This is a genomic window from Kluyvera sp. NPDC087067, assembly GCF_044745165.1.
Lineage (GTDB): Bacteria > Pseudomonadota > Gammaproteobacteria > Enterobacterales > Enterobacteriaceae > Kluyvera.
In genome coordinates, this window is record NZ_JBIUZS010000002.1 from 417,731 (window position 1) to 441,794 (window position 24,064).

Sequence of the window (24,064 nt, forward strand, 5' to 3'; positions counted from 1 at the left end):
GCAAGCCTGGTGACAGCAGTACACTTTCCCCTCATACTGAGCGCTGCTGCTTTTTGAAACAGGACAAGAATCTCTGATAATGAATTTACAGCATCATTTCCTCATTGCTATGCCATCCCTTCAGGATCCTATCTTCCGCCGTTCCGTGGTCTATATCTGCGAATATAACGACGACGGCGCGATGGGGATCATTATTAATAAACCGCTCGAAAACCTACAGATCGAAGGCATTCTTGAAAAGCTCAAGATAACGCCCGATCCGCGCGATCCTGCCATTCGTCTGGATAAACCGGTCATGCTGGGCGGCCCGCTGGCTGAGGATCGTGGCTTTATCGTCCATACGCCACCGGCATCGTTTTCATCAAGCATCCGTATCTCCGATAACACCATTGTCACCACTTCCCGTGACGTGCTGGAGACGCTGGGCACCGAGCGCCAGCCTACTGACGTGTTGGTCGCACTGGGTTACGCTTCATGGGAAAAAGGGCAGCTTGAGCAAGAGATCCTTGATAATGCCTGGCTCACCGCGCCCGCTGATTTAAATATCCTGTTTAAAACGCCGATTAGCGAACGCTGGAAAGATGCAGCTAAACTCATTGGTATCAACATCCTGACCATGTCAGGCGCTGCGGGGCATGCATAATGAGTGGAACACTGCTGGCTTTTGATTTTGGAACTCGCAGCATTGGCGTTGCCATTGGTCAGCGAATTACCGGCACCGCTCGCCCCTTAACCGCAATAAAAGCGCAGGATGGCACGCCGGACTGGAACATCATTGCTCGCCTGCTTAAAGAGTGGCAACCGGAGACGGTGGTGGTTGGTTTACCGCTGAATATGGACGGTAGCGAACAACCGCTCACCGCGCGCGCGCGTAATTTTGCCAATAAAATTCACGGTCGTTTTGGGGTGTCGATTACCTTGCATGACGAGCGGCTAAGTACCGTGGAGGCTCGCGCCGGATTATTTGAGCACGGTGGATTTCGTGCCCTGAATAAAGGCAGCGTCGACTCCGCGTCTGCGGTAGTGATTCTGGAAAGTTATTTTGATCAAGGCTTCTAGACTGACGGCTCCCGGGAAAACATCCCGGGAACTCACCAGAATATGCGGCTAATTTAGATTAGTGGCGCAGATTTTCATTCGCCCAGCTGACTGCCTGCGTTCTGTTTTTCACGCTTAATTTGCGGAATACATTATACAGGTGAGTACGCACGGTATTTTCACTGATGAACAAAGCGCGTGCAATATCCATATTGGTTGCGCCGTGGCGTAATTCGTTGAGAATTTCGCACTCACGTTCAGTCAACGGCACGCTGTCATGCGTTTCGGGAGTCTGTTCTACTGCATACATCGCCGGGTGCATCACGCTCAATTCAGCCGTCTGCTCGCCGTTTAAGACCGCTTTGACGCCCTCAATTAAGCGCGATTCCTCGTCGTCATGACGGAAAACGCCGTACAATGCTGGCCACTGTGCCATTTCGTATAATTCATACTTCTGCGCGCTATTAATAATCAGCAGGCGCGGACAATCAAACTGGGTACGGATAATATCTCGCCAGATACCGTTCAGCTTCTTGTTAGAGACAGCGATATCAAACAGGACCACGACGCCCTTGTTATGGCGGTGCGTCAGCGGTTTGTTGATGTTATGAACATCTACAGAAACTGATAGTAATTCAGTAAGATAGTTTGCAAACGCATTTGCTTGTACTGACGGATGGGTGATAAGGATAAGCTTGCGGGAATTAGATACACTCTCTGTCACTTCAAACATTTTGAAACTCTCCATAGTTTATGTCCACCATCATGGTGTTTAAATAACTCAAAGCAAAGGCAAACCTAATACCATTAATAATAAGGACGGTGTCAAATGTGAAATTCTATTTCATAAGATTAGTCCTAATTACACAAATAGCATAGAACGAAGACCTTAGAAGTGTCAAAACAATATCAACCTTTTTTTGTAAGTCTACGCAACATAATGTAATCCGCCAATTACATTATTCTCATCCCTGCGGCTTACTCCCTATAAATCTATTAGAATAAACGTCGTAGGAAGTTTTATTTCCGCCCGATAAAAACTCACGCCAAAATCACAAAAAAGAACATTAATGCAACAGTGACAAAAAGACAGTTTACAAATATGGACATTAATTGAGTTATTAGCAGGATATTAATTTAAAAAACCCTGCGCGCATCACATTACCCATATAAGCAATGTGATAGCGCAGAATTTGTTTCTGAATAATAATATGAATGATGAATCAAACAAATGGGCTGAGAGGAAACGATATATCTTCCGCCTTTTGCAGCATACCAGCCTTAAGCCTTTGCTGATAACTTTGACTAAATGTCTGCATTCCTGACTGCAGGCTGGTCTGCATCACCCCAGCAAGTTGGTGGGTTTTACCTTCACGGATAAGATTGCCGACGGCAGAGGTGTTGACCAACAGTTCAAACAAGGCCACGCGTCCGCCAGCGCCATTGGCCTGTAATTTTTGCGCCAGCACGGCACACAGGCTGCTGGCAAGCTGACAGCGCACCGGCTCTTTCTCGGCCGCCGGGAACACATCAAGAAGTCGTTCAATAGCCTCGGCAGCCCCGCGGGTATGTAAGGTCGCCAGCACAAGATGTCCGGTTTCCGCGGCGGTTAATGCCAGCCGAATGGTTTCGCTGTCTCGCAGCTCCCCCAGCAAGATAACGTTGGGATCCTGGCGCAAAGCCACCCGCAGCGCCTCGGCAAATGAAGGCGCATGTAAGCCAACCTCACGTTGTGAAATCAGGCAGCGATCGCTGGTATGCAAAAACTCAAGCGGGTCTTCCAGCGTCAGAATATGGCCTGCAAGATGATGGTTAAGATAGTCCACCATCGCGGCAAGCGTGGTCGATTTGCCGCTCCCCGTTGCCCCGGTCACCAGAATCAGGCCACTGTCTTCATGTAACAGCTCCGCCAACGCCACGGGCGTATGTAACTCGTCAAGCGTTGGGCAACGCGTGGGGAGCAGGCGCAGAACTAGCGAAACGCCGCCGTTTTGCATAAAGGCGCTGGCGCGCAGCCGTGGGCATCCCTCTAGCGCCAGCGCGAAATCAAGCTGCCTGCGATGTCTCCACTCCGCATTTTGCGCGTCACTTAACCATTGCGATAACAACGCTTCCGGTGACGGCGCGTTAAAGGGTGCCTTTTCCAGCCTTCCAGCCCTGCGCCAACGTGCCATACCGCCGCTACACAGGTGTAGATCGGAGACATTATGCTTTACACTAAGCGCCACGATTTCTTGTATATCCATAGACCCACCAGAACATATGAACGATATTGCGCATAACCTGGCACAGGTCAGGGAGAAAATCTCAACGGCAGCAGCGCGTTGCGGCCGGGATTCAGAAGAAGTGACCTTGCTTGCAGTCAGTAAAACCAAACCTGCGAGCGCCGTCGAAGAAGCGATTGCCGCAGGCCAAACGGCATTTGGTGAAAACTATGTTCAGGAAGGGGTGGAGAAAATCTGCCACTTCCGCGAAAAAGGCGAGAAAGCATTGCAGTGGCACTTTATTGGCCCGCTGCAGTCCAATAAAAGCCGCCTTGTCGCCGAACATTTTGACTGGTGCCATACCGTCGACCGGCTGAAAATTGCGGTTCGCTTAAGCGAGCAGCGTCCAAAAGAGATGCCACCGCTTAACGTACTGATTCAAATTAATATCAGTGATGAACAGAGTAAGTCCGGTATTGCGCCCGAGGCAGTTGATGCGCTGGCAGCCGAGATTGCCGCATTGCCAAATCTTTGCCTGCGCGGGCTGATGGCTATCCCCGCGCCGGAGCACGACTATGACCGGCAGTTTGCCGTCGCCAGTCAAATGGCGGTAGCATTTGAGCGGCTCAAAGCGGTTTATCCGACCGTAGACACATTATCTCTGGGTATGTCCGATGATATGGAAGCCGCCATCGCGGCAGGTAGTACAATGGTACGCATCGGCACCGCGATTTTCGGTGCGCGTGATTACACAAAAAAATAAGGAACCTCAAGAAACGCCATGAAGACGTTGACCTTCCTGCTCTCCACAGTCATTGAACTGTACACAATGGTGTTACTGCTGCGCGTCTGGATGCAGTGGGCGCGCTGTGATTTTTACAACCCGTTCTCCCAGTTTGTGGTGAAGATTACTCAGCCAATTGTGGGCCCGCTGCGCCGTGTTATTCCACCGATGGGGCCGCTGGACAGCTCATCATTACTGCTGGCCTTTGTGCTGTGTGTCCTGAAAGCCATCGTGCTGTTTATGGTCATCACCTTCCAGCCGATTATCTGGATTGCCGCGGTCCTCATCCTGCTAAAAACCATTGGTCTGCTGATCTTCTGGGTACTGCTGCTGATGGCTATCATGAGCTGGGTAAGCCAGGGCCGTAGCCCGGTTGAATTCGTGCTGATGCAGCTGGCCGAGCCGCTGCTGCGCCCTATCCGTCGTCTGCTGCCGTCGATGGGCGGGATCGATTTCTCACCGATGGTGCTGGTTCTGCTGCTGTACGTGGTTAACATCGGCATTGCCGAGTTACTCCAGGCAACCGGTAATGTCCTGCTGCCGGGGCTGTGGATGGCGCTATGAGTGCCGTCACACCTTGTGATGATGGGCTGGTTTTGCGGCTGTATATCCAGCCCAAAGCCAGCCGTGACGCGATTGTCGGTGAGCATGGCGACGAGTTAAAAGTCGCCATCACCGCCCCGCCTGTAGACGGGCAAGCCAATGCCCATCTGGTGAAGTATCTCGCCAAACAGTTTAAGGTCGCCAAAAGCCAGGTTGTCATCGAGAAAGGTGAACTGGGGCGGCATAAACAGGTTAAAATTATTCATCCGCAACAGATCCCTTCGGGTGTCGACGCCCTGATAAATTAGGATTTCCCATGCAAAAAGTTGTTCTCGCTACCGGTAACGCCGGTAAAGTGCGCGAGCTCGCCTCGCTGCTCGCCGATTTTGGTCTGGATATTGTCGCCCAGACCGAGCTTGGCGTTGAGTCAGCCGAGGAGACCGGCCTGACCTTTATCGAAAACGCGATTTTAAAGGCACGCCACGCCGCTCAAATCACCGGTCTGCCGGCTATTGCCGACGACTCTGGTTTAGCCGTCGATGTGCTTGGCGGCGCGCCGGGCATCTATTCCGCTCGTTACTCCGGCGAGGATGCCACCGACCAGCAGAATCTTGAAAAGCTGCTGGAAACCCTGAAAGACGTCCCCGACGATAAGCGTCAGGCGCAGTTCCACTGTGTGCTGGTATATATGCGTCACGCAGAAGATCCGACGCCGCTGGTATGCCACGGTCGCTGGCCGGGCGCGATCGCTCGCCAACCTGCGGGTGCCGGTGGCTTTGGCTACGATCCCATCTTCTTCGTGCCTTCTGAAGGCAAAACGGCTGCCGAATTGACGCGTGAAGAGAAGATTGCCATTTCCCACCGCGGTCAGGCGTTGAAGCTGCTGCTGGAAGCGCTGCGTAATGGTTAAGCTGCCGCCGCTGAGTCTCTACATTCATATTCCGTGGTGCGTGCAAAAATGCCCGTACTGCGACTTCAACTCGCACGCGTTGAAGGGCGAAGTTCCGCACGATGATTATGTACAGCATTTGCTGAGCGATTTAGACGCAGACCTGGCCTATGCGCAGGGGCGTGAAGTCAAAACCATTTTCATCGGCGGCGGTACACCAAGCCTGCTGTCAGGCCCGGCGATGCAAACGCTGCTGGACGGCGTGCGGGCGCGTTTGACGCTGGCCGTTGATGCCGAAATTACCATGGAAGCGAACCCGGGCACGGTGGAAGCCGACCGTTTCGTCGAATATCAGCGCGCGGGCGTCAACCGCATCTCCATCGGCGTGCAGAGCTTTAGCGAGACCAAGCTCAAGCGTCTGGGACGTATCCACGGCCCGGAAGAAGCCAAGCGCGCAGCCCATCTGGCGACCGGTTTAGGGCTGCGCAGCTTTAACCTCGATTTGATGCACGGTCTGCCGGATCAGTCGCTGGAAGAAGCGCTGGACGATCTGCGTCAGGCGATAGAACTGGCACCGCCGCATCTTTCCTGGTATCAGTTGACCATTGAGCCTAATACGCTGTTTGGTTCGCGTCCGCCGGTTTTACCGGACGACGATGACCTGTGGGATATCTTCGAGCAGGGTCATCAACTGCTGACCGCCGCAGGCTACCAGCAATATGAAACCTCGGCCTACGCAAAGCCTGGCTATCAGTGTCAGCACAATCTTAACTACTGGCGTTTTGGCGATTACCTCGGTATTGGCTGTGGCGCGCACGGTAAGGTGACGTTCCCGGACGGGCGAATTCTGCGCACGGCAAAAACCCGCCACCCGCGTGGCTATATGGAAGGGCGTTATCTGGAACGCCAGCACGATGTGGAAAATAGCGATAAGCCGTTTGAGTTCTTTATGAACCGCTTCCGCCTGCTGGAGCCCGCGCCTCGCGCAGAATTTAGCGCCTACACGGGGCTTGATGAAAGCGTGATTCGCGCGCAGCTTGATGAAGCGCTGGCGCAAAATTACCTGACCGAATGTGAGCAGTACTGGCAGATTACCGAGCACGGGAAGCTGTTTTTAAATTCGCTGCTGGAGTTATTCCTCGGCGAATAATCCCGGGGTCGGCGAAAACGCCTCGCCCGGGCTACGCACTGGAGTTGTTCCTCGGCGAATAATCCTGGGGGCGGCGTCAATTCCTCACCAGGGCTACTGATTTGTGTAGGCCGGATAAGGCGTAGCCGCCATCCGGCAATCTGCGCGATGTTGCCTGATAGCGCGCTGCTTTCAGGTCTAAATATGACCAGGTACGGACCAGTAGCCCGGCCAAGCGCAGCGCCGCCGGGAAGACGCGATTACTGAATCACGCCCTCTTTGCGCATTCTTTCAACCCCTTCAATCCACTGGGTATAATCGCTTTTAAGCTCATAGTTACTGGAATCCAGTACCACCATCTGCCCCTGTAACTCCTCGCGTTTTTTCAGCAACGGTGCCACTTTTTTATCTTTTTCCGCCATGACGGCTTTGTTCTTTTCTTCCATCAGATTGTGCTGGCGATAGTATTCCTGTTTTTGTTCCTCAAGTGCCTTATCGCTCGCAGCGCGTATCGGTTTATCATCGCAGACCGCTTTTTTCTGACACGCCACCAGCGCAGGTTCAAACACGGTAACGTAGTAGTGGTTGGCAAATCTGTTCATATCGTTTTTGCGGTCAACTTCATACAGTTGTGCATTGAGCGCCTGCTGCACCGCGCTGCGATCGAGCGGCTTACCGTTCGCATCCTTGCCCCAGGAATCTTTAATTTGCTCGTCTAATTTTGCAATCTCTTTAACCAACTCAGCCTGCTGCACTTTTTGCTTCTCTACGGTGACTTTGCTCTGCGCAAATTGGGCGTCCAGTTTCGCAAACTGCGCCATAAAACCGCTGTCGTTAACAATGAGGGCTTTACTGAGATCTTCTTTGCCACTAAACGGTCTTCCCGCATTTTTCGCCGCCATTTGCATCGAGAAAAACTCGGTTCGCCAGCCAGAGGCTTGAGTGCCTACCGCGGTCATCATTGCGGAAAATTTTACCGGATGGCCTTTGGTCCAGGTGCGCTCATAGAAAAGATAATCCCCGGCAGCACCGACAAGGCTATAAAGGTTATCAGTGGATGTCATATCCCCTTCCACCGTATAGGTGGCCTGATTCCCTACGGCACTAATCGGTTGAAGTTTAAGATTATCCATCTGCATCAGGCCACCAGACTGCCTGGCAAACTGCTGCTTAATAACATCATCTGTGGGGGTATTTTCGGCGGCTAGGGCATGAAGGGCAACGCAGCTCAGTAAGAGCACTCCATATTTCCAGGCGAGTTTCATCGGCAATTCCTTTTATGAGTGAGGCGTCATCATACGGAATTTGCAAATAGGAGAAGGATAAACGAAATCTGATTCTGGCTACCTGTAGGGAACAGGTAGCCGATACGCGCTTACTTGAGCGTACTCACCAGCGCTTTACGGTTGTCCTCAAGCGACACCACGCGGCTGCACACATCTTTACCGAAAGCTTTGAAATCGGCTTCCTGGTTTTTCCACTCATTCTGAATTGAGGTTTGCAGGCCGCCTAAACTGCCCAGCACGCCTTGCAGCGGGTTGCCGCCGCCTTTGAGAACGGCTTTAGCGCCCATCTCATTGATACTGTCCTGGAGGATCCCGCCCATGGCCTGATTCACCAGTTGCTGACCGTCGGCGCGAACCTGATCGATAGCTTTATAGTGGAAGGTTAAGCCATCGCTGCGATGCTCAATAATCCGGTTCATCTGCTCTTTAAGCTGGGCATCAAGCTTGGTCAGGCGACCGCGCATATTGCTGCTTTCACCCACTTCTTTGGCGATGATTTTATCCAGCGCCACGCGGCCTTTCTCAACGCGTGCGAGCGCGCCTTCATCAATCCACGGCAGCGCGCTGCGCAGCTCGGTCTGATAATCTTTTGCCTGCTCGCGCTGAGCGGCAGTGAGCGTATAGGCTTTACCGTTAAAGGTGACGTCACCGCTTGGGGTGATCACCAGATTGCCGTTCTCGCCTTTAACCTGCACGGTTTGCGGGCTGATAACGACATCATCGCGGGGGGTGACGCTGCATTCATAGTCAGCGTGGGCGGACATCGCCGAGAACGTGAGAACTGTCGCCAGCAGCGTTTTGCGCATCATAACTTTCCCTTTAGACAAATCGGGCCAGCAAATGCTGGCCCCGTATAGGATATTAGTCCCACCAAACGTCGAAAAGTTCGCTGGTGCGCACTTCTTCGAATTTGCGGTCTTCAAGCCATTTACGAACCTGAGCCTGATGATCTTCAGTGCACTTACCAATTTCCTGAGTGCAAATCAGACCTTCCCACGCCAGATAGCCGCTGCCATCAAACGCCAGCTTGTTCGGCTCGATAACTTCATCGATAAACTGATCGACGTACTGGTCGATCTGCTCAGCGCTCGTCCCTTCCGGGAAACGCCATGCTACAGAGAAACCCACTTCCTGGAATTCATCGATGTGCATTTTTTTACGCAAACGACGGCTACGATTCTTTGCCATTTATTTCACCCTCTCGAACATTAAGTCCCATACGCCGTGGCCAAGACGATGACCACGTTGTTCAAATTTGGTTACCGGGCGTGATTCCGGGCGCGGTACATAATCTTTGCTTTCAGACAGATTCAGATATCCGTCCATAGAAGACATGACTTCCAGCATGTGTTCAGCATACGGCTGCCAGTCGGTTGCCATATGGAACACGCCGCCCAGCTTCAGTTTGCTTTTCACCAGATCGGCAAACGGAACCTGAACGATACGACGCTTATTATGACGCGCTTTGTGCCACGGGTCAGGGAAAAAGAGCTGAACCATGTTCAGGGAATTATCGGGGATCATTTTCATCAGCACTTCAACCGCATCGTGGCACATCACGCGCAGGTTATCGACACCCTCTTCATGGGCCGATGCCAGGCAGGCGCCAACGCCCGGAGAGTGCACTTCAATGCCGAGGAAGTTGTGATCCGGGCGCGCTTTGGCCATTGCCACCAGCGAAGCGCCCATGCCAAAACCGATTTCCAGCGTGGTTGGCGCTTCGCGACCAAACAGCGCGGCAAAGTCGACAGGCTCTTCGCTGAACTCAACGCCCATCACCGGCCAGTAGTTTTCCAGCGCGTGCTCCTGCCCTTTGGTCAGTCGCCCCTGGCGACGAACAAAACTACGAATACGGCGCTGTGGGCGGCCGTTCTCATCAAATTCCGGTGAAATGACGTCGTTCTTCATAAAAATTAAGTCTGCTTGTGAGAGTGTTCGGGAAACGGGCATTATCCAAAGTTAGTTGCCGGATGCAAGCACCGGAAAGTTCCTGTTTACAGCATAGTGCCTCTGTGCTGCAATTTGGCCCCTTATTTGCGCGATATTGGAATCCCTGCTTTGACCATGCAAGCGTCACAATTTTCAGCCCAGGTGCTGGACTGGTACGACAAATACGGGCGTAAAACCCTCCCCTGGCAAATTGAAAAGACGCCCTACAAAGTATGGCTGTCTGAGGTGATGTTGCAACAAACGCAGGTTGCCACCGTTATCTCCTATTTTGAACGCTTTATGTCACGCTTTCCCACGGTTACCGATCTGGCTAACGCACCGTTGGACGATGTGCTGCATCTGTGGACGGGGCTCGGCTACTACGCCCGCGCGCGCAACTTGCATAAAGCGGCACAGCAGGTCGCGACGCTCCATCACGGACGTTTCCCGGAAACCTTTGATGAAGTGGTCGCGCTGCCCGGCGTCGGCCGCTCGACCGCGGGCGCGATTTTATCTTTATCGCTCGGCAAACATTTCCCGATTCTCGACGGCAACGTAAAGCGCGTACTGGCACGCTGCTACGCGGTAGAGGGCTGGCCGGGTAAGAAAGAGGTTGAAAAACAGCTTTGGGATATCAGCGAAAAAGTGACGCCCGCCGAAGGCGTGTCGCGCTTTAATCAGGCGATGATGGATTTAGGCGCGATGGTCTGTACTCGATCAAAGCCTAAGTGTTCGCTATGCCCGCTGGATAACGGCTGCATCGCTTCGGCTAACGGTAGCTGGGCGCAGTATCCGGGTAAAAAACCCAAGCAAACCATACCGGAACGCACCGGCTATTTCCTGATGATGCAGCACGATCGTGAAGTCTTTTTACAGCAGCGTCCGCCGAGTGGGCTGTGGGGCGGTCTATACTGTTTCCCGCAGTTTGCTGATGAAGACGCGCTGCGTGACTGGCTCGCCGAGCGGCAGATCCCCGCCGATACGCTGACCCAGCACACCGCGTTTCGTCATACTTTCAGCCATTTCCATCTGGACATTGTGCCAATGTGGCTTACTGTGTCCTCATTCACGTCATGCATGGATGAAGGCAACGCTCTCTGGTATAACTTAGCCCAGCCGCCCACAGTCGGGCTGGCCGCACCGGTTGAGCGCCTGTTGCAGCAGTTACGCGCCGATTCACCCATTTAGTATTCGGCGACATAAGAGGATTTATTATGAGCAGAACGATTTTTTGTACCTTCCTGCAACAAGAAGCCGAAGGGCAGGATTTTCAGCTGTACCCAGGCGAGCTGGGCAAACGCATCTATAACGAGATCTCCAAAGAAGCCTGGAAACAGTGGCAGCACAAGCAGACCATGCTCATCAATGAAAAGAAACTCAATATGATGAATCTGGAGCATCGCAAATTACTGGAAGAGGAAATGATCAATTTCCTGTTTGAAGGTAAAGATGTGCACATTGAAGGCTACACGCCGCCTGAAAAGCAGTAAGGGAATCACCGCCCTTTAGGACAACACAACAACACGCGCTCCCAAAATGATGAAAAAACTCTATGCTCTGGCGTTAATCGCGCCCCTGCTAGTCTCCTGCTCCTCGAATAAAAAAAGCGATACCTATAACGAGGCGTGGGTAAAAGACACCAACGGTTTTGATATTTTGATGGGGCAGTTTGCCCACAACATTGAGAACATTTGGGGCTTTAACGAGGTCCTGATTGCCGGGCCGAAAGACTACGTTAAGTATACCGATGGCTACCAGACGCGTAGCCACATCAACTTCGACAACGGTACCATTACCGTTGAAACCATCGCTGGCACCGATCCCGCCGCCCGACTGCGTCAGGCAATCATCACCACCTTATTGATGGGTGACGATCCGGGTTCGGTTGACCTCTACTCCGATGCCGACGATATCCAGATCTCCAAAGAACCGTTCCTGTATGGTCAGGTGGTGGATAACAACGGCGAGGCGATTCGCTGGCAGTGGCGCGCGGAACGTTTCGCGGACTATCTACTGCAAACGCGGATGAAAAAACGTAGCAGCGGCCTGCATATTATCTACAGCATCACCATTAATCTGGTGCCAAACCACCTCGACAAACGTGCACATAAATATTTGGGCATGGTGCGTCAGGCGTCACGCAAGTATGGAATTGACGAGTCGCTGATTCTGGCGATTATGCAGACTGAATCCTCCTTTAACCCGTATGCGGTGAGTCGTTCCGATGCGATGGGGCTGATGCAGGTCGTTCAGCATACCGCCGGGAAAGATGTGTTCCGTTCACAGGGAAAATCCGGCACGCCGAGCCGCAGCTTCCTGTTTGATCCCGCCAGCAATATCGATACAGGCACCGCCTATCTGGCCATTCTGAATAACGTTTATCTTGGCGGCATTACTAACCCGACATCGCGACGTTATGCGGTGATTACCGCCTATAACGGCGGCGCGGGCAGCGTGCTGCGCGTCTTCTCAAACGATAAGGTGCAGGCGGCTAATCTCATCAACAATATGTCACCGGGTGACGTTTACCAGACCTTGACCACGCGCCATCCGTCGGCGGAATCGCGCCGTTATCTTTATAAGGTTAACTCCGCCCAGAAGGGCTATCGCCGCAAGTAATCATTCTCACAAAAGCAGACCACCTTATTCACGTATCTCTGGGATAAGGTGGTTCTTCTCTTCCTTCGCCGCACAAAAATGTTAGTTTTGTCACTAATTCGTTATGCAAAGTAAAAATAATTGCAATTTTATGCGGCGCTTAACAATGTTTCATCCACGCCATTGATAGAATCATCGCAAATATCATCCTTTAATGTGACTCGCTATACATTACACGGCTAATTTTGTGAGGAAAATAACATGAATTTGAAGCTGCAGCTTAAGATACTGTCGTTTCTGCAGTTCTGCCTTTGGGGGAGCTGGCTGACCACGCTGGGCTCATACATGTTTGTGACGCTCAAGTTCGACGGTGCTTCTATCGGCGCGGTTTATAGCTCGCTGGGGATTGCCGCCGTCTTTATGCCGACGCTGTTGGGCATCGTGGCGGATAAGTGGATCAGCGCCAAATGGGTCTACGCTATCTGTCATCTGGTAGGAGCCGGTACGCTGTTTATGGCCGCCGAGGTGACCACGCCAAGCGCGATGTTTATCGTTATTCTCCTGAACTCGCTGGCCTATATGCCAACGCTTGGGCTGATTAACACCATCTCCTACTACCGCCTGAAAACGGCCGGTATGGACATTGTGACCGACTTCCCGCCAATCCGTATCTGGGGCACCATCGGCTTTATTCTGGCGATGTGGGCGGTGAGTTTTGCCGGATTCGAACTAAGCCACATGCAGCTTTATATCGGCGCCGCGCTGTCGGTTGTGCTGGCACTGTTTACCCTGACGCTGCCGCATATTCCGGTCTCTAATCAACAGCAGAAACAGAGCTGGAGCAGCATGCTGGGGCTTGATGCCTTCGCGCTGTTTAAAAATCAGCGTATGGCGATCTTCTTTATCTTCTCCATGATGCTGGGTGCGGAACTGCAAATCACTAATATGTTCGGCAACACCTTCCTGCACAGCTTCGATAAAGATCCGCTGTTTGCCACCAGCTTTATCGTGCAGCACGCGTCGGTGATGATGTCGATTTCGCAGATCTCTGAAACCCTGTTCATTCTGACCATTCCGTTCTTCTTAAGCCGCTACGGTATTAAGAACGTCATGTTGATCAGTATTTTCGCGTGGATGCTGCGCTTTGGTCTGTTCGCCTACGGTGACCCATCGGCCTTCGGCACCGTACTGTTAGTGCTGTCGATGATTGTTTACGGCTGCGCCTTCGACTTCTTCAACATTTCCGGTTCGGTGTTTGTTGAGAAAGAAGTTAAGCCTGAGATCCGCGCCAGCGCGCAGGGCATGTTCTTGATGATGACCAACGGCTTCGGCTGTATTCTGGGCGGGATGGCGAGCGGTAAAGTGGTTGAGATGTACACCGTGAACGGCATTACCGACTGGCAGAGCGTGTGGCTGATTTTCGCCGGATACTCATTGGTGCTGGCGGTGGCGTTTGTTGGGTTGTTTAAGTACAAGCATGAGCGTCCGGTAACGGGCGTACAACCGATAGTACATTAATAAAAAAGTCGCCCGGCCGAGCATTGCGACGCCGGGATAGCATTCCGAAAAGTAGGCCGGATAAGGCGAAGCCGCCATCCGGCAATCTGCTCCGTTTTGCCTGATGGCGGCTTCGCCTTATCAGGCCTACGTCCGCTCTCACCTTTGGTGAGAAGGGGTAACCCCAGACAACACCCATCCCACCGACAGCAAATCCGCACTGCCCCCTGGACTTAAATTTCGCGCAATCAGCGCCTCATCCATCGCCGCTAACGCTTGCGCATCCCAGCCCTCGTCCAGCAGACGCTGTGCATATTCTTGTACATACCGCAGCCCGCTCATTCCCCCGCGTGACACCAGATTACTGTCCTGATTGGTCGCCATCAGGCGCAGCAGCAATGCCGCAAGATGAGCGCCATCCCAGCCGTCCAACGCCCGGCGCACCGTGGCGAATCCGCTCTCAACCTCACCGCGCGCTCCGGTCAGGCCGAACTGATGAAACTGCCGCTCACCGGCGGTGGCAGGCGTCGTGCGCCCCCCGAGTTCACGGGCCACCAGCCCCTGGCAAATGGCGCTGACCTCACGACATAAGCTCGCCCGGCTGACCTCGCCCAGCCGCCCGGCAGCAAAGCACAGTAAACCTAGGGAGAAAATGCCACCCTTATGGGTGTTCACCCCGCCCGTTGCCGCATACATCGCCTGTTCACAGGCGATGCCCATGGGCCGAATAAGCCGCAGCTGTTCGCGCGCGGGCAGGTGCGACCAGGAGTCTCCCAGCTCCGCAAAACGCGAAAACCATGGGGCAATCGCCGTTATGCTGCGCACAAACAGCGCATGATCCATATCCCGATGCGCCCCGCTGTTACGCCGGTCTACAAGCCCGGGCTTTGGCGTCAACGCCAGCTCCTGCCACAGCGCCTCTTCGGCAAGGAAAGGCACGTCAACGACGCGTGGTTTAGTCGCGATGGAACCAGTCATCAATCATCTTCTCCACGCAGGCCACCACTTCATCTATCGGATGTTTACGCGAGCGGGAACAGGCATGCGCGGGCTCATCGCAAATCAAACAGCGGCGCATATGCCGCCCTAATGATAACCGTCCAACGTGGCCGGCCTGCGGGCAGATAACGTCCAGATCCCACAGACGCCCAAGCGGATGAGTCTGCTCAAGCGCCGCACAGTGCGCTTTAATCTCCGGCGCCTGGTGCGCCACGCACCACATTGCTTCCGGCCCGGTAGGCAGCCACAAGACCTGGCGATCAAGAACCTGCCAGCCGTTTTGCCACAGCAGCTGATCGCACATTTGCAGCGCCACGCCCATGGTGTTGCGATAGCGCTGGCTGTTTTTAACCGCGCCCGGTGTGACCAGCGTGAGGGAGATAATCGGCTGTTGATAGTGGGTTAACCAGTCAGCCTGGCGCGCCGCGCGGTTCTCTTTCGCCGCCAGCAGCGCCTCAAGGCTGACACCCGCTCGCACGGGCGTCATTGTGGTCATACGTTTACTCCTTCACCTGACGAACGGTGTCGATAACGCTGCCGTCACGATAGCGGATCACGCCGACAATTTTATCCGTGAATTCAATCGGTTTTGGCAGACCGGTCAGCGAGACCGCACGGGCATAAAGTTCGTCGATATCGACGACTTTCAGCCCTGCCGCCAGCAGACGTTCGCGAATTTCCGGGCGCGCCGGGTTGACCGCAATACCGTGGTCGGTCACCAGCACGTCGATGCTTTCCCCCGGCGTCAGGCGCGTGGTCACGCGCTTCACCACCGTCGGGATACGGCTACGCAGCAATGGTGCCACCACGATGGTCAGATTGGCGGCGGCCGCCACGTCGCAGTGACCGCCGGACGCTCCGCGCATCACGCCGTCGGAACCGGTGATAACGTTGACGTTAAAATCGACATCAATCTCCAGCGCGCTCAGGATCACCACGTCAAGCTGGTCGCAGCTCGCCGCTTTGCTGGCCGGGTTGGCGTAGACGTTGGTGGAGATTTCCACATGATTCGGGTTACGCGCCAGCGAGGCCGCCGCCTGCCCGTCAAAGCATTGGGTATCCAGCAGCTTTTCAATCAGCCCTTTTTCATGCAAGTCCACCAGACCGCCGGTAATGCCGCCCAGCGCAAAGCGAGCCGTAATGCCGCTGCGCTCCATCTTCTCTTCCATAAAACGGGTGCAGGCCGTTGCCGCAGCACCTGAACCGGTCTGCATGGAGAAGCCTTGTGTGAAGTAGCCGGAGTGTTCGATAACGTCCGCCGCGTAGCGGGCAATCATCAGTTCACGCGGGTTGCTGGTGACGCGCGCAGCGCCGACGCTGATTTTCGCTGGGTCGCCAACACTCTCCACCTGCACAATGTAATCCACCTGATCCTGCACCAGGCTGGCGGGCATATTGGGGAACGGCACCAGTTCTTCGGTCAGCAGCACCACTTTATGCGCAAAGTGAGCGTCGACCATCGCATAGCCCAGCGAGCCGCAGCAGGACTTACCGTGAGTGCCGTTGGCGTTGCCAAACTCATCGCTGCACGGCACGCCGAGGAACGCCACGTCGATATTCAGTTCACCATCCTGCAACAGCTTCACGCGACCGCCGTGGGAGTGGATTTGTACCGGTTCATCCATCAGCCCGTGGGAGATGGCATCCGCCAGCTTACCGCGCATGCCGGAGGTGTAGATACGGGTGATAACGCCGCTTTCGATATGCTCGATTAACGCGTCGTTGCAGGTCATCAGCGAACTGGAAGCCAGCGTCAGATTTTTAAAGCCCATCCGCGCAAGGGTCGCCACCACGTTATTAATGACCCGGTCGCCTTCGCGAAAGGCGTGATGGAACGAAATGGTCATGCCATCTTTCAGGCCGCTGCGTTGAACGGCCTGCTCCAGCGACTGGCACAGTTTACGATGATGTTTGGCGTCCATATCGGCCAGCCACGGCGTTGCGCTGTGCGCGCCGGTGAACGGTTTTAAATCCCTAAGATGGGGAAAATTCTCGTGAAGAAGTTCTGTCTGATTCATTATTTATTCCTTAACGACGCACGCCGGAAGCCGCCGCACGTTCGAGCACGCGTTGCGCATGGTCGATAATCGGCGCGTCCACCATTTTTCCGTTGAGCGACACCACGCCCAGCCCGTTACGCTCGCCCTCTTCTGCCGCCTCAATCACGCGCTGCGCGTGGTCAACTTCCTGCTGGGTTGGCGCGTACGCGTTATGTAAGAGGTCAATCTGGCGCGGGTTAATCAGCGATTTACCGTTAAAGCCCATCTTGCGAATCAGCTCAACTTCGCGCAGGAAGCCCGCTTCGTCATTCACATCTGACCACACCACGTCAAAGGCATCGATACCGGCAGCGCGAGCGGCGTGCAGCACGGCGCAGCGAGCGTAAAACAGCTCGGTGCCGTCACCGCGCTCGGTCTGCATATCCATCACGTAATCAAATGCCGCCAGCGCAATACCGATAAGGCGCGGCGAGCTGCGGGCAATCGCCACGGCGTTAATCACGCCAATCGCCGACTCGATGGCCGCCATCACGCGGGTTGAACCCACTTCCCGGCCGCATTCGCGTTCAATGCGCTCAAGATGGCCTTCGAGCTCGAAAATATCTTCCGGGGTGTCGGTTTTCGGCAGACGGATCACATCCACGCCGCCGCGCACCGCGGCTTCCAGATCGAGCAGGCCAAACGGCGTGCTCAGCGGGTTGATACGCACTACCGTTTCAATGTCCTGATACATCGGGTGCTGCAAGGCATGGAAGACCAGCAGGCGCGCGGTATCTTTCTCACGCAGCGCCACCGCATCTTCAAGGTCGAACATAATTGAGTCCGGGCGATAGATAAACGCGGTTGAGAGCATGGCGGCGTTAGCGCCCGGCAGGAACAGCATGCTACGGCGTAAACGACTCATTGCAGTGCCTCCCACGCAATTTGCTGCGTGTCCGTCGCGCGCAGTACCGCGCTTTGCAGACGAGCGCGGATAACACAATCCAGCGCACCTTTGTCTTCCACGATAATCAGCCCCTGCCGCACATCCATGGCGCGCAGCGTCTCTTCAACCACCTGGCGGATTTGCTCGCCAAACTGCTTAATCACTTCACTGTGGATGACAATCTCCAGCTCGCCGTCGGCGGGGGCGATTTTCACCATCAGGTCGCTGGACTCTTGCGTTCCGGCCAGCGCCTCCCTTACGATTTTCATGATAATGTCCTGATTGTTATGCCACTTCCGCGCTGTAATGTGCTTCGAGATGCGCGAAAGTGGATGCCGGGACAATGTCCCGAATACGAGAAAACTGCTGTGTTTTAAGTAAACGGCGTACTTCCGAGGCCGAAATGGCATTGCCTGCTGCTTTAATACGCGGAATTTCAACCACCTCAACCTGCCCGGCAAGCAGCGAATGCAGCGTCTGGTTGTACTGGTGAGTGACCGCGCAAAACGGCTCTGAACCAATAAAACGGTGCGTAATGCCAAGCGCTGGGGCGATGTGCTGAGCAAAAATGAGCACGTCAATTTCGCTCCATGCCTGCTGCACTTTGCCGGATTCCTTAAGGAAATAGGTCGGGAAGGTGGCGCGGGAAATGATGTACTGCGAACCTTCATGCACGGTGACGTTGCGCAGATGCGCCACGCCCGCGCGAACCATCTCCAGGCGTGCGCGAAACGGGAAAAACGACGCGTCTTCGCGCACCACGAAAAGGTGCAGCCAGTCGCACTGTCTTGCCGCCTGTTCCACCAGGTGACGATGTCCTAACGTGAACGGGTTGGCGTTCATCACAATCGCCCCAACCTTCTCCCCCGGCTGGCGCTTGTGGCTCAGCATGCGGCAATAGCGCTCGATACCCTGCGGCGTGTTCTCCATCAACACCGCGTTATTGCCGCTTTGCGCAATCGGCCAGAAGCCGCTGCGGGCGAAACGTTCCTTGTTACACGGGCGCGTGCACAGGAAAAGATGAAAATAGCCCTGCGCCAGCGCGACGTTTTCTACCTCAGCCAGCAGGCGCGCGCTGAGGTTCCCCCCACGCGCACCTTCGTTCACCGCCACGCACTTAATGACGTTTGCCGCAAGCCCCGCGCAGCCCACCAGCGTCGTCCCACACCAGGCCTCAACGAACAGCGTAATATCGCTATCAAGCCCAAGGCCGCTATCTACCAGCAGCGTTCGAATCGGCTGTAAACGTTGCGGGTGGTTCGCCACTTGCGTGACCCGAAAATCGATGGGGGGTTGCGTGTGCATCGTGCCGCCTTACTTAGTGCGCCGCCGTCAGCGTGTTCGCTGGCGCTTCCATGATGATGTTGCTGAGATGGCCGATATGCTCAATTTCCACCTCGATCCGATCGCCCTCTTGCATAAACAGCGGCGGGTTGCGTTTTTTACCCACGCCGCCCGGGGAACCGGTGATGATCACGTCGCCCGGACTCAGGCGGGTGAAGGTGCTGATGTACTCAATCAGCTCCGCCACTTTGTGGATCATGCTGCTGGTGTTGTCGTCCTGCACCATGCGGCCATTGAGCCACGTGCGGATCGCCAGCTGATGCGGATCGGGAATTTCGTCCGCCGTCGCCATCCACGGGCCAAATGCCCCGGTCTGACGCCAGTTTTTCCCAGCGGTAAACCACGTGTGCTGCCAGTCGCGGGCGGAACCGTCCATATAGCAGCTGTAGCCGGCCACGTGGCGCAGCGCATCTTCACGGCTGATGTTCTCGCCGCCTTTACCGATAATCACCGCCAGCTCGCCTTCATAGTCGAATTCACGGGAGTGCCGAGGTTTGAGCACCGGCGCGTTATGCGCCGTTTGCGAGTCCGGGAAGCGGACAAACAGCGTCGGCGCCGGGTTGTGCTGGTCGAACTCTTTGCGTTTTTCGGCGTAGTTCATGCCCACGCAGAGGATTTTTTCCGGGTGTTCAATCACCGGCAGGAAGGTGACCGCATCCATCGGCACATCGACCGCGTCGTTGATGTAGCGGGTGGCATCCGCCAGCCCGTTGCCCTGTAACAGCGCTTTAAGGTCGCCGTAGCGGTCGCCAAGACGGCGACCTAAATCAATCATTCCTTGTGCATTCACGATGCCGTAGCTGCGAACGCCCTGGTAGATAAAGCTTGCGAGTTTCATTGTTCAGTCCTGATTAGACGAGGAAGTTGCCCAGTACCAGCAGTGAGACGGCGACGTTAATCGCCCCACCGATACGAGTAGCAATCTGCGCGAACGGCATCAGACTCATGCGGTTACCCGCGGTCAGAATCGCCACATCACCGGTACCGCCCTGGCCGCTCTGGCAGCAGGAGACGATGGCGACATCAATCGGGTGCATACCGATTTTTTTGCCAACGAAGAAGCCGGTAGCCACCAGTGCTGAAACGGTGCTGACGATAACCAGCAGGTTGCTGACGGTGAAGGCGTTGACCAGTTCCTGCCACGGCGTAATCGCCACGCCAACGGCAAACAGAATCGGATAGGTCACCGAGGTCTGGAAGAATTTGTACACCACCTGAGAACCTTCCAGCAGGCGTGGAGAAGCGCCGTTACACAGTTTCACCAGCACGGCCATAAACAGCATGCCAACCGGCGCTGGCAGGCCAATCAGTTTGTGACCCAGCATGCCCAGCATATAGAGCAGTACCGCCAGCAGCGCGCCGGAGGCAATAGTGGTGACGTCGGTCTTACCAGAGAATGCAGGCTGGGAGTTTTGGGTTTCGGCGTTAGCGCGGTTTGGCATGAGCTGGCCTTCGCCGGTCAGATGCGGGAAGCGCTTGCCAAGCTGGTTCAGGCAGCCGGAGATAATGATGGCGGTTAAGCCGCCGAGCATCACCATCGGCAGGACGCGACCCAATGCCACGCCCTGATCCATATGCAGGATCGTCGCGTAGCCGATAGACAGCGGGATCGCCCCTTCACCGACGCCACCGGCCATGATCGGCAGAATGATAAAGAAGAAGATCTGGAACGGTTCCAGACCGAGAGCCATACCCACGCCCATCCCGACAACCATGCCGACAATCTCACCGCACAGCATCGGGAAGAAGATGCGCAGGAAGCCTTGAATCAGCACGGTACGGTTCATACTCATAATGCTGCCGACGATAATGCAGCAGATATAGAGATAGAGAATGTTGGTGGATTTGTAGAATTTGGTGGTCGACTCTACCACCACGTCCGGCAACAGGCCGTAATAGACCATCGCGGAAGGGATAAAGGTGGCGCAAATGGCCGCCGCGCCCAGTTTGCCGACAATCGGCAGACGCTTGCCAAACTCACCGCAGGCAAAACCAAAAAAGGCCAGCGTCGCCACCATCACCACGATGTCGCTCGGCAGCTTGCCGCCCAGACAATCAATGGCGATAAGCACCCCGGCTAACACAAACAGCGGTAAAGGAATAATGCCGACTTTCCAGGTATCCATAATATGCCACCAGCGCTCTTTAAGTGCCGGGCGTTGAATTTCTATCGGGTCGTGGGTAACAGAGAATGAATCATCAGTCGTGCTCATAATGAAGCCCTTTGGTTATTTTGTACTTTTAGCTTAAGGGCCTAAAGGCTTACTTTATGTGAGTGAAAGCATATTAAAACCGAAGTTTTAATGGCGCCTATGGTTTTAATGGTTTCTTTTATTTAATGTGATTAACTGCTTATTTATAAGCGTGGTTTTTATGGTTTCTTTTCTAAATTGAACAAATAAATAACATTTATTAATTTAACCTTAATCCGCCGCTATTTTCGGAGAATTCTCTTTTCACAGCAGGCTGTGCAAGGGATCACAAGTTTCTGGCAAAGCCGCTAGCGCCACGCAAAAAGATGATATATTGACAACTTCCGACGATACCGCGCGTGAGAGTAATGAAAGTATCATTTCAGATAAAACTTTTTATTTCACTGGTTGCCTTTTTTTCGGTGCTGTTTGCACTGCTCGGTAGCTATTATTATATTGACGTCGGTCGGCAGCTATATCAAGAGATGAGCGTGCGGGCAAAAATACAGGCGGAAGAAATTGCCATCATTCCCGATCTGCGTAAACAGGTAGCGGATAAAAACATTCCAGCTATCCATGATTTCATGCAGAAATTAGTCGCCCGTAGCGATGCCAGCTTTATCGTCATTGGCGATAATAAAGGTCTGCATTTATACCATTCGGTATTCAACGACCGGGTCGGCAAAACGCTGGTAGGCGGCGATAACGAAGAAGTGCTGCGGGGTAAAAGCACCACCACCATTCGTCAGGGCGGTCTTGGCATTTCACTGCGCAGCAAAGCGCCCATCTTCAACGAAAATGGCCAGGTTATCGGTATTGTGTCGGTCGGCTATCTTACCAGCTATCTTGACAGTATTACCGTCAACAAAGTGGTCAACATCCTGATTGCGGCGGTGCTGTTGCTGCTGGCGTTATTTATCTTCTCCTGGTTTTTCACCCGCAGTATCAAAAAGCAGATTTTCTCGCTCGAGCCGCGTGAAATTGGCCTGCTGGTGCGTCAGCAAAAAGCGATGATGGAGTCGATTTACGAAGGGGTGATTGCCATCGACAGCAACCTGCGCATTGAAGTGATTAACCAGGCGGCAAGAAAGCTGCTTGGGCTAAGCCTGCCCGCACGTGAACTACGTGGACAGTTGATTGATGAAGTGATCGCGCCGATGCCTTTTTTCACCCGTGAAACGATGCTCAGACAAGATACTCACGATGAGATCTGCCACTTTAACGATCTCACAGTGATCGCCAGCCGGGTGCGGATCATGCTGGAGGATTCGCTTCAGGGCTGGGTGATCACCTTCCGCGATCGCAATGAAATCGACTCACTGAGCGCCCAGCTAAGCCAGGTTAAGCGCTATGTCGATAACCTGCGCATCATGCGTCACGAGCAGCTAAACCGCATGACCACCCTCTCCGGGCTTTTGCATATGGGCCGCTATGACGAAGCTATTCGCTATATTCAGGCGCAGTCTGAACACGCCCAGGAACTGCTGGACTTTATCTCCTCGCGCTTTAGCTCGCCAACGCTTTGCGGACTGCTGCTGGGGAAAGCCGCTCGCGCCCGAGAAAAAGGGGTGGCGCTACGCTTTGATCCAGCCTGTTTAATGAGCCAACCATTTGCGCCGCTGGCTGAATCTGAATTGATTTCTATCATCGGCAACCTGCTGGATAACGCCATCGAAGCGACCCAACGCGCACCGCTGCCGCACGAGCCGGTAGAGGTGTTGATCCTGCTTAACGACCGGGAGTTGATCATCGAGGTGGCCGATCAGGGGATCGGCATTAAACCGGAGATCCGCGAACGAATATTTGAGCGAGGGATCACCACTAAAACGCGCGGCGATCACGGCATCGGCCTTTATCTTATCGAAAGCTACGTCACGCAGGCGGGCGGTCTGATAGAAATTGCCGATAACGACCCGCGCGGGACCATTTTCTCGCTGTTTATTCCCGTCACGGGAGACACCCGGTGTACCTCACAGGAACTGGAAGATATCGACTATGCAACATGAACTTATCGATGTACTGATTGTTGAAGATGAACACGAACTGGCGCAACTGCACGCGGAGCTTATCGGCAAACACCCGCGCCTGCGCCTGGTGGGCATTGCCTCGTCGCTGGCTGACGCGCAGGCTCAGCTTGAAAGCAAGCGGCCGCAGCTGATGCTGCTGGATAACTATCTGCCGGACGGCAAAGGCATCACGCTCATTAACGATCCGATGCTCACGCGCGCCAACTGTTCGGCCATTTTTATCACCGCCGCCAGCGACATGGACACCTGTAGCCTGGCCATTCGCAATGGCGCGTTTGATTACATTCTTAAGCCGGTGTCATGGAAGCGGCTGAGCCAGTCGCTGGAACGCTTCGTGCAATTCGCCGAGCAGCAGCGGGTGTGGAAAATCGTCGACCAGCAGAACGTCGATTCCCTTTACCAGCTACAGGCGAAGAACTACCGTCAGGATAACGGCAGCAAAGGGATTGAGGAGAATACGCTGGCGCGGGTGCAAAAGCTGTTTAACGACCAGGCCGCACACTGTTTTTCGGTCGATGAAGTGGTGAGCGAAACGGGCCTTAGCAAAACAACCACCCGGCGCTATCTGGAGCACTGCGTGGAGGCCGGTTTTTTAAGCGTGGAGATGCTGTACGGTAAGATTGGTCATCCGCGGCGGATGTATCGCCGCAGCGCCGCATAATCCCCCCATCCTGGCAAGA

General features: G+C 54.3%; 27 protein-coding genes. 13 read left to right on the top strand and 14 right to left on the bottom strand.

Going from position 1 to position 24,064, the window contains the following annotated elements:
• The first annotated feature begins 79 nt into the window (after positions 1 to 79).
• Both ACIPDS_RS07320 and ruvX read left to right on the top strand, forming a co-directional pair.
• Positions 80 to 643, top strand: a complete 564-nt coding sequence (locus tag ACIPDS_RS07320) for a YqgE/AlgH family protein (protein ID WP_166515563.1) — start codon at positions 80 to 82, stop codon at positions 641 to 643.
• Entirely contained in the window at positions 643 to 1,059 is a 417-nt protein-coding gene (gene ruvX / locus ACIPDS_RS07325) for a Holliday junction resolvase RuvX (RefSeq protein WP_166515562.1), read from the top strand. Before ACIPDS_RS07320 ends, ruvX begins: the two co-directional genes overlap by 1 nt.
• A 58-nt stretch (positions 1,060 to 1,117) precedes the next feature.
• On the opposite strand, the gene ACIPDS_RS07330 is transcribed toward ruvX, so the two are convergent.
• Together ACIPDS_RS07330 and ACIPDS_RS07335 are read right to left on the bottom strand one after the other, a co-directional pair.
• Positions 1,118 to 1,771, bottom strand: a complete 654-nt coding sequence (locus ACIPDS_RS07330) for a LuxR C-terminal-related transcriptional regulator (RefSeq protein ID WP_166515561.1) — start codon at positions 1,769 to 1,771, stop codon at positions 1,118 to 1,120.
• 490 nt (positions 1,772 to 2,261) lie between these two features.
• Positions 2,262 to 3,284: a type IV pilus twitching motility protein PilT gene (locus tag ACIPDS_RS07335; RefSeq protein WP_400734241.1), complete on the bottom strand. Its 1,023-nt coding sequence runs from the start codon at positions 3,282 to 3,284 to the stop codon at positions 2,262 to 2,264.
• 16 nt (positions 3,285 to 3,300) lie between these two features.
• Between ACIPDS_RS07335 and ACIPDS_RS07340 the strand changes: the two genes are divergently transcribed.
• The 5 genes from ACIPDS_RS07340 to hemW are packed head-to-tail and all read left to right on the top strand — an operon-like array spanning position 3,301 to position 6,608.
• Complete coding sequence (locus ACIPDS_RS07340) at positions 3,301 to 4,005, top strand: YggS family pyridoxal phosphate-dependent enzyme (RefSeq protein ID WP_400734244.1); 705 nt, start codon at positions 3,301 to 3,303, stop codon at positions 4,003 to 4,005.
• A gap of 18 nt (positions 4,006 to 4,023) precedes the next feature.
• The gene (locus ACIPDS_RS07345) at positions 4,024 to 4,590 is read left to right on the top strand and encodes a YggT family protein (protein ID WP_400734247.1); all 567 of its coding nucleotides are present in this window, start codon (positions 4,024 to 4,026) and stop codon (positions 4,588 to 4,590) included.
• Complete coding sequence (gene yggU, locus ACIPDS_RS07350) at positions 4,587 to 4,877, top strand: DUF167 family protein YggU (RefSeq protein WP_166515557.1); 291 nt, start codon at positions 4,587 to 4,589, stop codon at positions 4,875 to 4,877. The genes ACIPDS_RS07345 and yggU overlap by 4 nt, the downstream gene beginning before the upstream one ends.
• Positions 4,878 to 4,885: 8 nt before the next feature.
• Positions 4,886 to 5,479, top strand: a complete 594-nt coding sequence (locus ACIPDS_RS07355; protein ID WP_400734249.1) for an XTP/dITP diphosphatase — start codon at positions 4,886 to 4,888, stop codon at positions 5,477 to 5,479.
• A complete protein-coding gene (gene hemW, locus ACIPDS_RS07360; RefSeq protein ID WP_400734251.1) occupies positions 5,472 to 6,608 on the top strand; it encodes a radical SAM family heme chaperone HemW in 1,137 nt (378 codons plus the stop codon). The genes ACIPDS_RS07355 and hemW overlap by 8 nt, the downstream gene beginning before the upstream one ends.
• 239 nt (positions 6,609 to 6,847) lie before the next feature.
• On the opposite strand, the gene ACIPDS_RS07365 is transcribed toward hemW, so the two are convergent.
• From ACIPDS_RS07365 to trmB, 4 genes are all read right to left on the bottom strand, one after another.
• A complete protein-coding gene (locus tag ACIPDS_RS07365; protein WP_400734253.1) occupies positions 6,848 to 7,852 on the bottom strand; it encodes a DUF1202 family protein in 1,005 nt (334 codons plus the stop codon).
• A 110-nt stretch (positions 7,853 to 7,962) separates the two neighbouring features.
• Complete coding sequence (locus ACIPDS_RS07370; RefSeq protein WP_166515553.1) at positions 7,963 to 8,682, bottom strand: DUF2884 domain-containing protein; 720 nt, start codon at positions 8,680 to 8,682, stop codon at positions 7,963 to 7,965.
• A 52-nt stretch (positions 8,683 to 8,734) separates the two neighbouring features.
• Complete coding sequence (locus tag ACIPDS_RS07375) at positions 8,735 to 9,061, bottom strand: YggL family protein (protein WP_062772883.1); 327 nt, start codon at positions 9,059 to 9,061, stop codon at positions 8,735 to 8,737.
• Positions 9,062 to 9,781, bottom strand: a complete 720-nt coding sequence (trmB, locus tag ACIPDS_RS07380; RefSeq protein ID WP_166515552.1) for a tRNA (guanosine(46)-N7)-methyltransferase TrmB — start codon at positions 9,779 to 9,781, stop codon at positions 9,062 to 9,064.
• A gap of 156 nt (positions 9,782 to 9,937) precedes the next feature.
• On the opposite strand from trmB, the gene mutY reads away from it, so the two are divergent.
• The 4 genes from mutY to ACIPDS_RS07400 all read left to right on the top strand — a co-directional run bounded on the left by mutY (position 9,938) and on the right by ACIPDS_RS07400 (position 13,918).
• Positions 9,938 to 10,990 (top strand): A/G-specific adenine glycosylase, encoded by a 1,053-nt coding sequence (gene mutY / locus ACIPDS_RS07385; protein WP_400734257.1) that lies wholly within the window; start codon positions 9,938 to 9,940, stop codon positions 10,988 to 10,990.
• 26 nt (positions 10,991 to 11,016) lie between these two features.
• Positions 11,017 to 11,292: an oxidative damage protection protein gene (locus tag ACIPDS_RS07390; RefSeq protein ID WP_166515550.1), complete on the top strand. Its 276-nt coding sequence runs from the start codon at positions 11,017 to 11,019 to the stop codon at positions 11,290 to 11,292.
• Positions 11,293 to 11,341: 49 nt separating this feature from the next.
• A complete protein-coding gene (gene mltC, locus ACIPDS_RS07395; RefSeq protein ID WP_400734712.1) occupies positions 11,342 to 12,421 on the top strand; it encodes a membrane-bound lytic murein transglycosylase MltC in 1,080 nt (359 codons plus the stop codon).
• Between the two features lie 240 nt (positions 12,422 to 12,661).
• On the top strand, positions 12,662 to 13,918 hold the full coding sequence (locus tag ACIPDS_RS07400; RefSeq protein WP_400734260.1) for a nucleoside permease: 1,257 nt from the start codon (positions 12,662 to 12,664) through the stop codon (positions 13,916 to 13,918).
• A gap of 138 nt (positions 13,919 to 14,056) precedes the next feature.
• On the opposite strand, the gene citG is transcribed toward ACIPDS_RS07400, so the two are convergent.
• The 8 genes from citG to ACIPDS_RS07440 are packed head-to-tail and all read right to left on the bottom strand — an operon-like array spanning position 14,057 to position 21,378.
• Positions 14,057 to 14,875, bottom strand: a complete 819-nt coding sequence (citG, locus tag ACIPDS_RS07405; protein WP_400734262.1) for a triphosphoribosyl-dephospho-CoA synthase CitG — start codon at positions 14,873 to 14,875, stop codon at positions 14,057 to 14,059.
• Entirely contained in the window at positions 14,853 to 15,392 is a 540-nt protein-coding gene (citX, locus tag ACIPDS_RS07410; RefSeq protein ID WP_400734264.1) for a citrate lyase holo-[acyl-carrier protein] synthase, read from the bottom strand. Before citX ends, citG begins: the two co-directional genes overlap by 23 nt.
• 4 nt (positions 15,393 to 15,396) lie before the next feature.
• Positions 15,397 to 16,914, bottom strand: coding sequence for a citrate lyase subunit alpha (gene citF, locus ACIPDS_RS07415; RefSeq protein ID WP_400734267.1), 1,518 nt, complete (start codon positions 16,912 to 16,914; stop codon positions 15,397 to 15,399).
• A gap of 10 nt (positions 16,915 to 16,924) precedes the next feature.
• Positions 16,925 to 17,800: a citrate (pro-3S)-lyase subunit beta gene (citE, locus tag ACIPDS_RS07420; protein WP_166515545.1), complete on the bottom strand. Its 876-nt coding sequence runs from the start codon at positions 17,798 to 17,800 to the stop codon at positions 16,925 to 16,927.
• Positions 17,797 to 18,090, bottom strand: coding sequence for a citrate lyase acyl carrier protein (gene citD / locus ACIPDS_RS07425; RefSeq protein ID WP_166515544.1), 294 nt, complete (start codon positions 18,088 to 18,090; stop codon positions 17,797 to 17,799). The genes citE and citD overlap by 4 nt, the downstream gene beginning before the upstream one ends.
• Positions 18,091 to 18,106: 16 nt before the next feature.
• Positions 18,107 to 19,126, bottom strand: a complete 1,020-nt coding sequence (gene citC, locus ACIPDS_RS07430) for a [citrate (pro-3S)-lyase] ligase (RefSeq protein ID WP_400734271.1) — start codon at positions 19,124 to 19,126, stop codon at positions 18,107 to 18,109.
• Positions 19,127 to 19,139: 13 nt separating this feature from the next.
• Complete coding sequence (locus tag ACIPDS_RS07435; RefSeq protein ID WP_166515542.1) at positions 19,140 to 20,003, bottom strand: fumarylacetoacetate hydrolase family protein; 864 nt, start codon at positions 20,001 to 20,003, stop codon at positions 19,140 to 19,142.
• A gap of 13 nt (positions 20,004 to 20,016) precedes the next feature.
• Positions 20,017 to 21,378 carry a 2-hydroxycarboxylate transporter family protein gene (locus ACIPDS_RS07440; RefSeq protein WP_166515541.1) on the bottom strand — a complete coding sequence of 454 codons (1,362 nt, stop codon included), beginning with the start codon at positions 21,376 to 21,378 and terminating at the stop codon, positions 20,017 to 20,019.
• 347 nt (positions 21,379 to 21,725) lie between these two features.
• Between ACIPDS_RS07440 and ACIPDS_RS07445 the strand changes: the two genes are divergently transcribed.
• Both ACIPDS_RS07445 and ACIPDS_RS07450 read left to right on the top strand, forming a co-directional pair.
• A complete protein-coding gene (locus ACIPDS_RS07445; RefSeq protein WP_400734276.1) occupies positions 21,726 to 23,363 on the top strand; it encodes an ATP-binding protein in 1,638 nt (545 codons plus the stop codon).
• Positions 23,353 to 24,045, top strand: a complete 693-nt coding sequence (locus ACIPDS_RS07450; RefSeq protein WP_400734278.1) for a response regulator — start codon at positions 23,353 to 23,355, stop codon at positions 24,043 to 24,045. The genes ACIPDS_RS07445 and ACIPDS_RS07450 overlap by 11 nt, the downstream gene beginning before the upstream one ends.
• Positions 24,046 to 24,064: the final 19 nt, after the last annotated feature.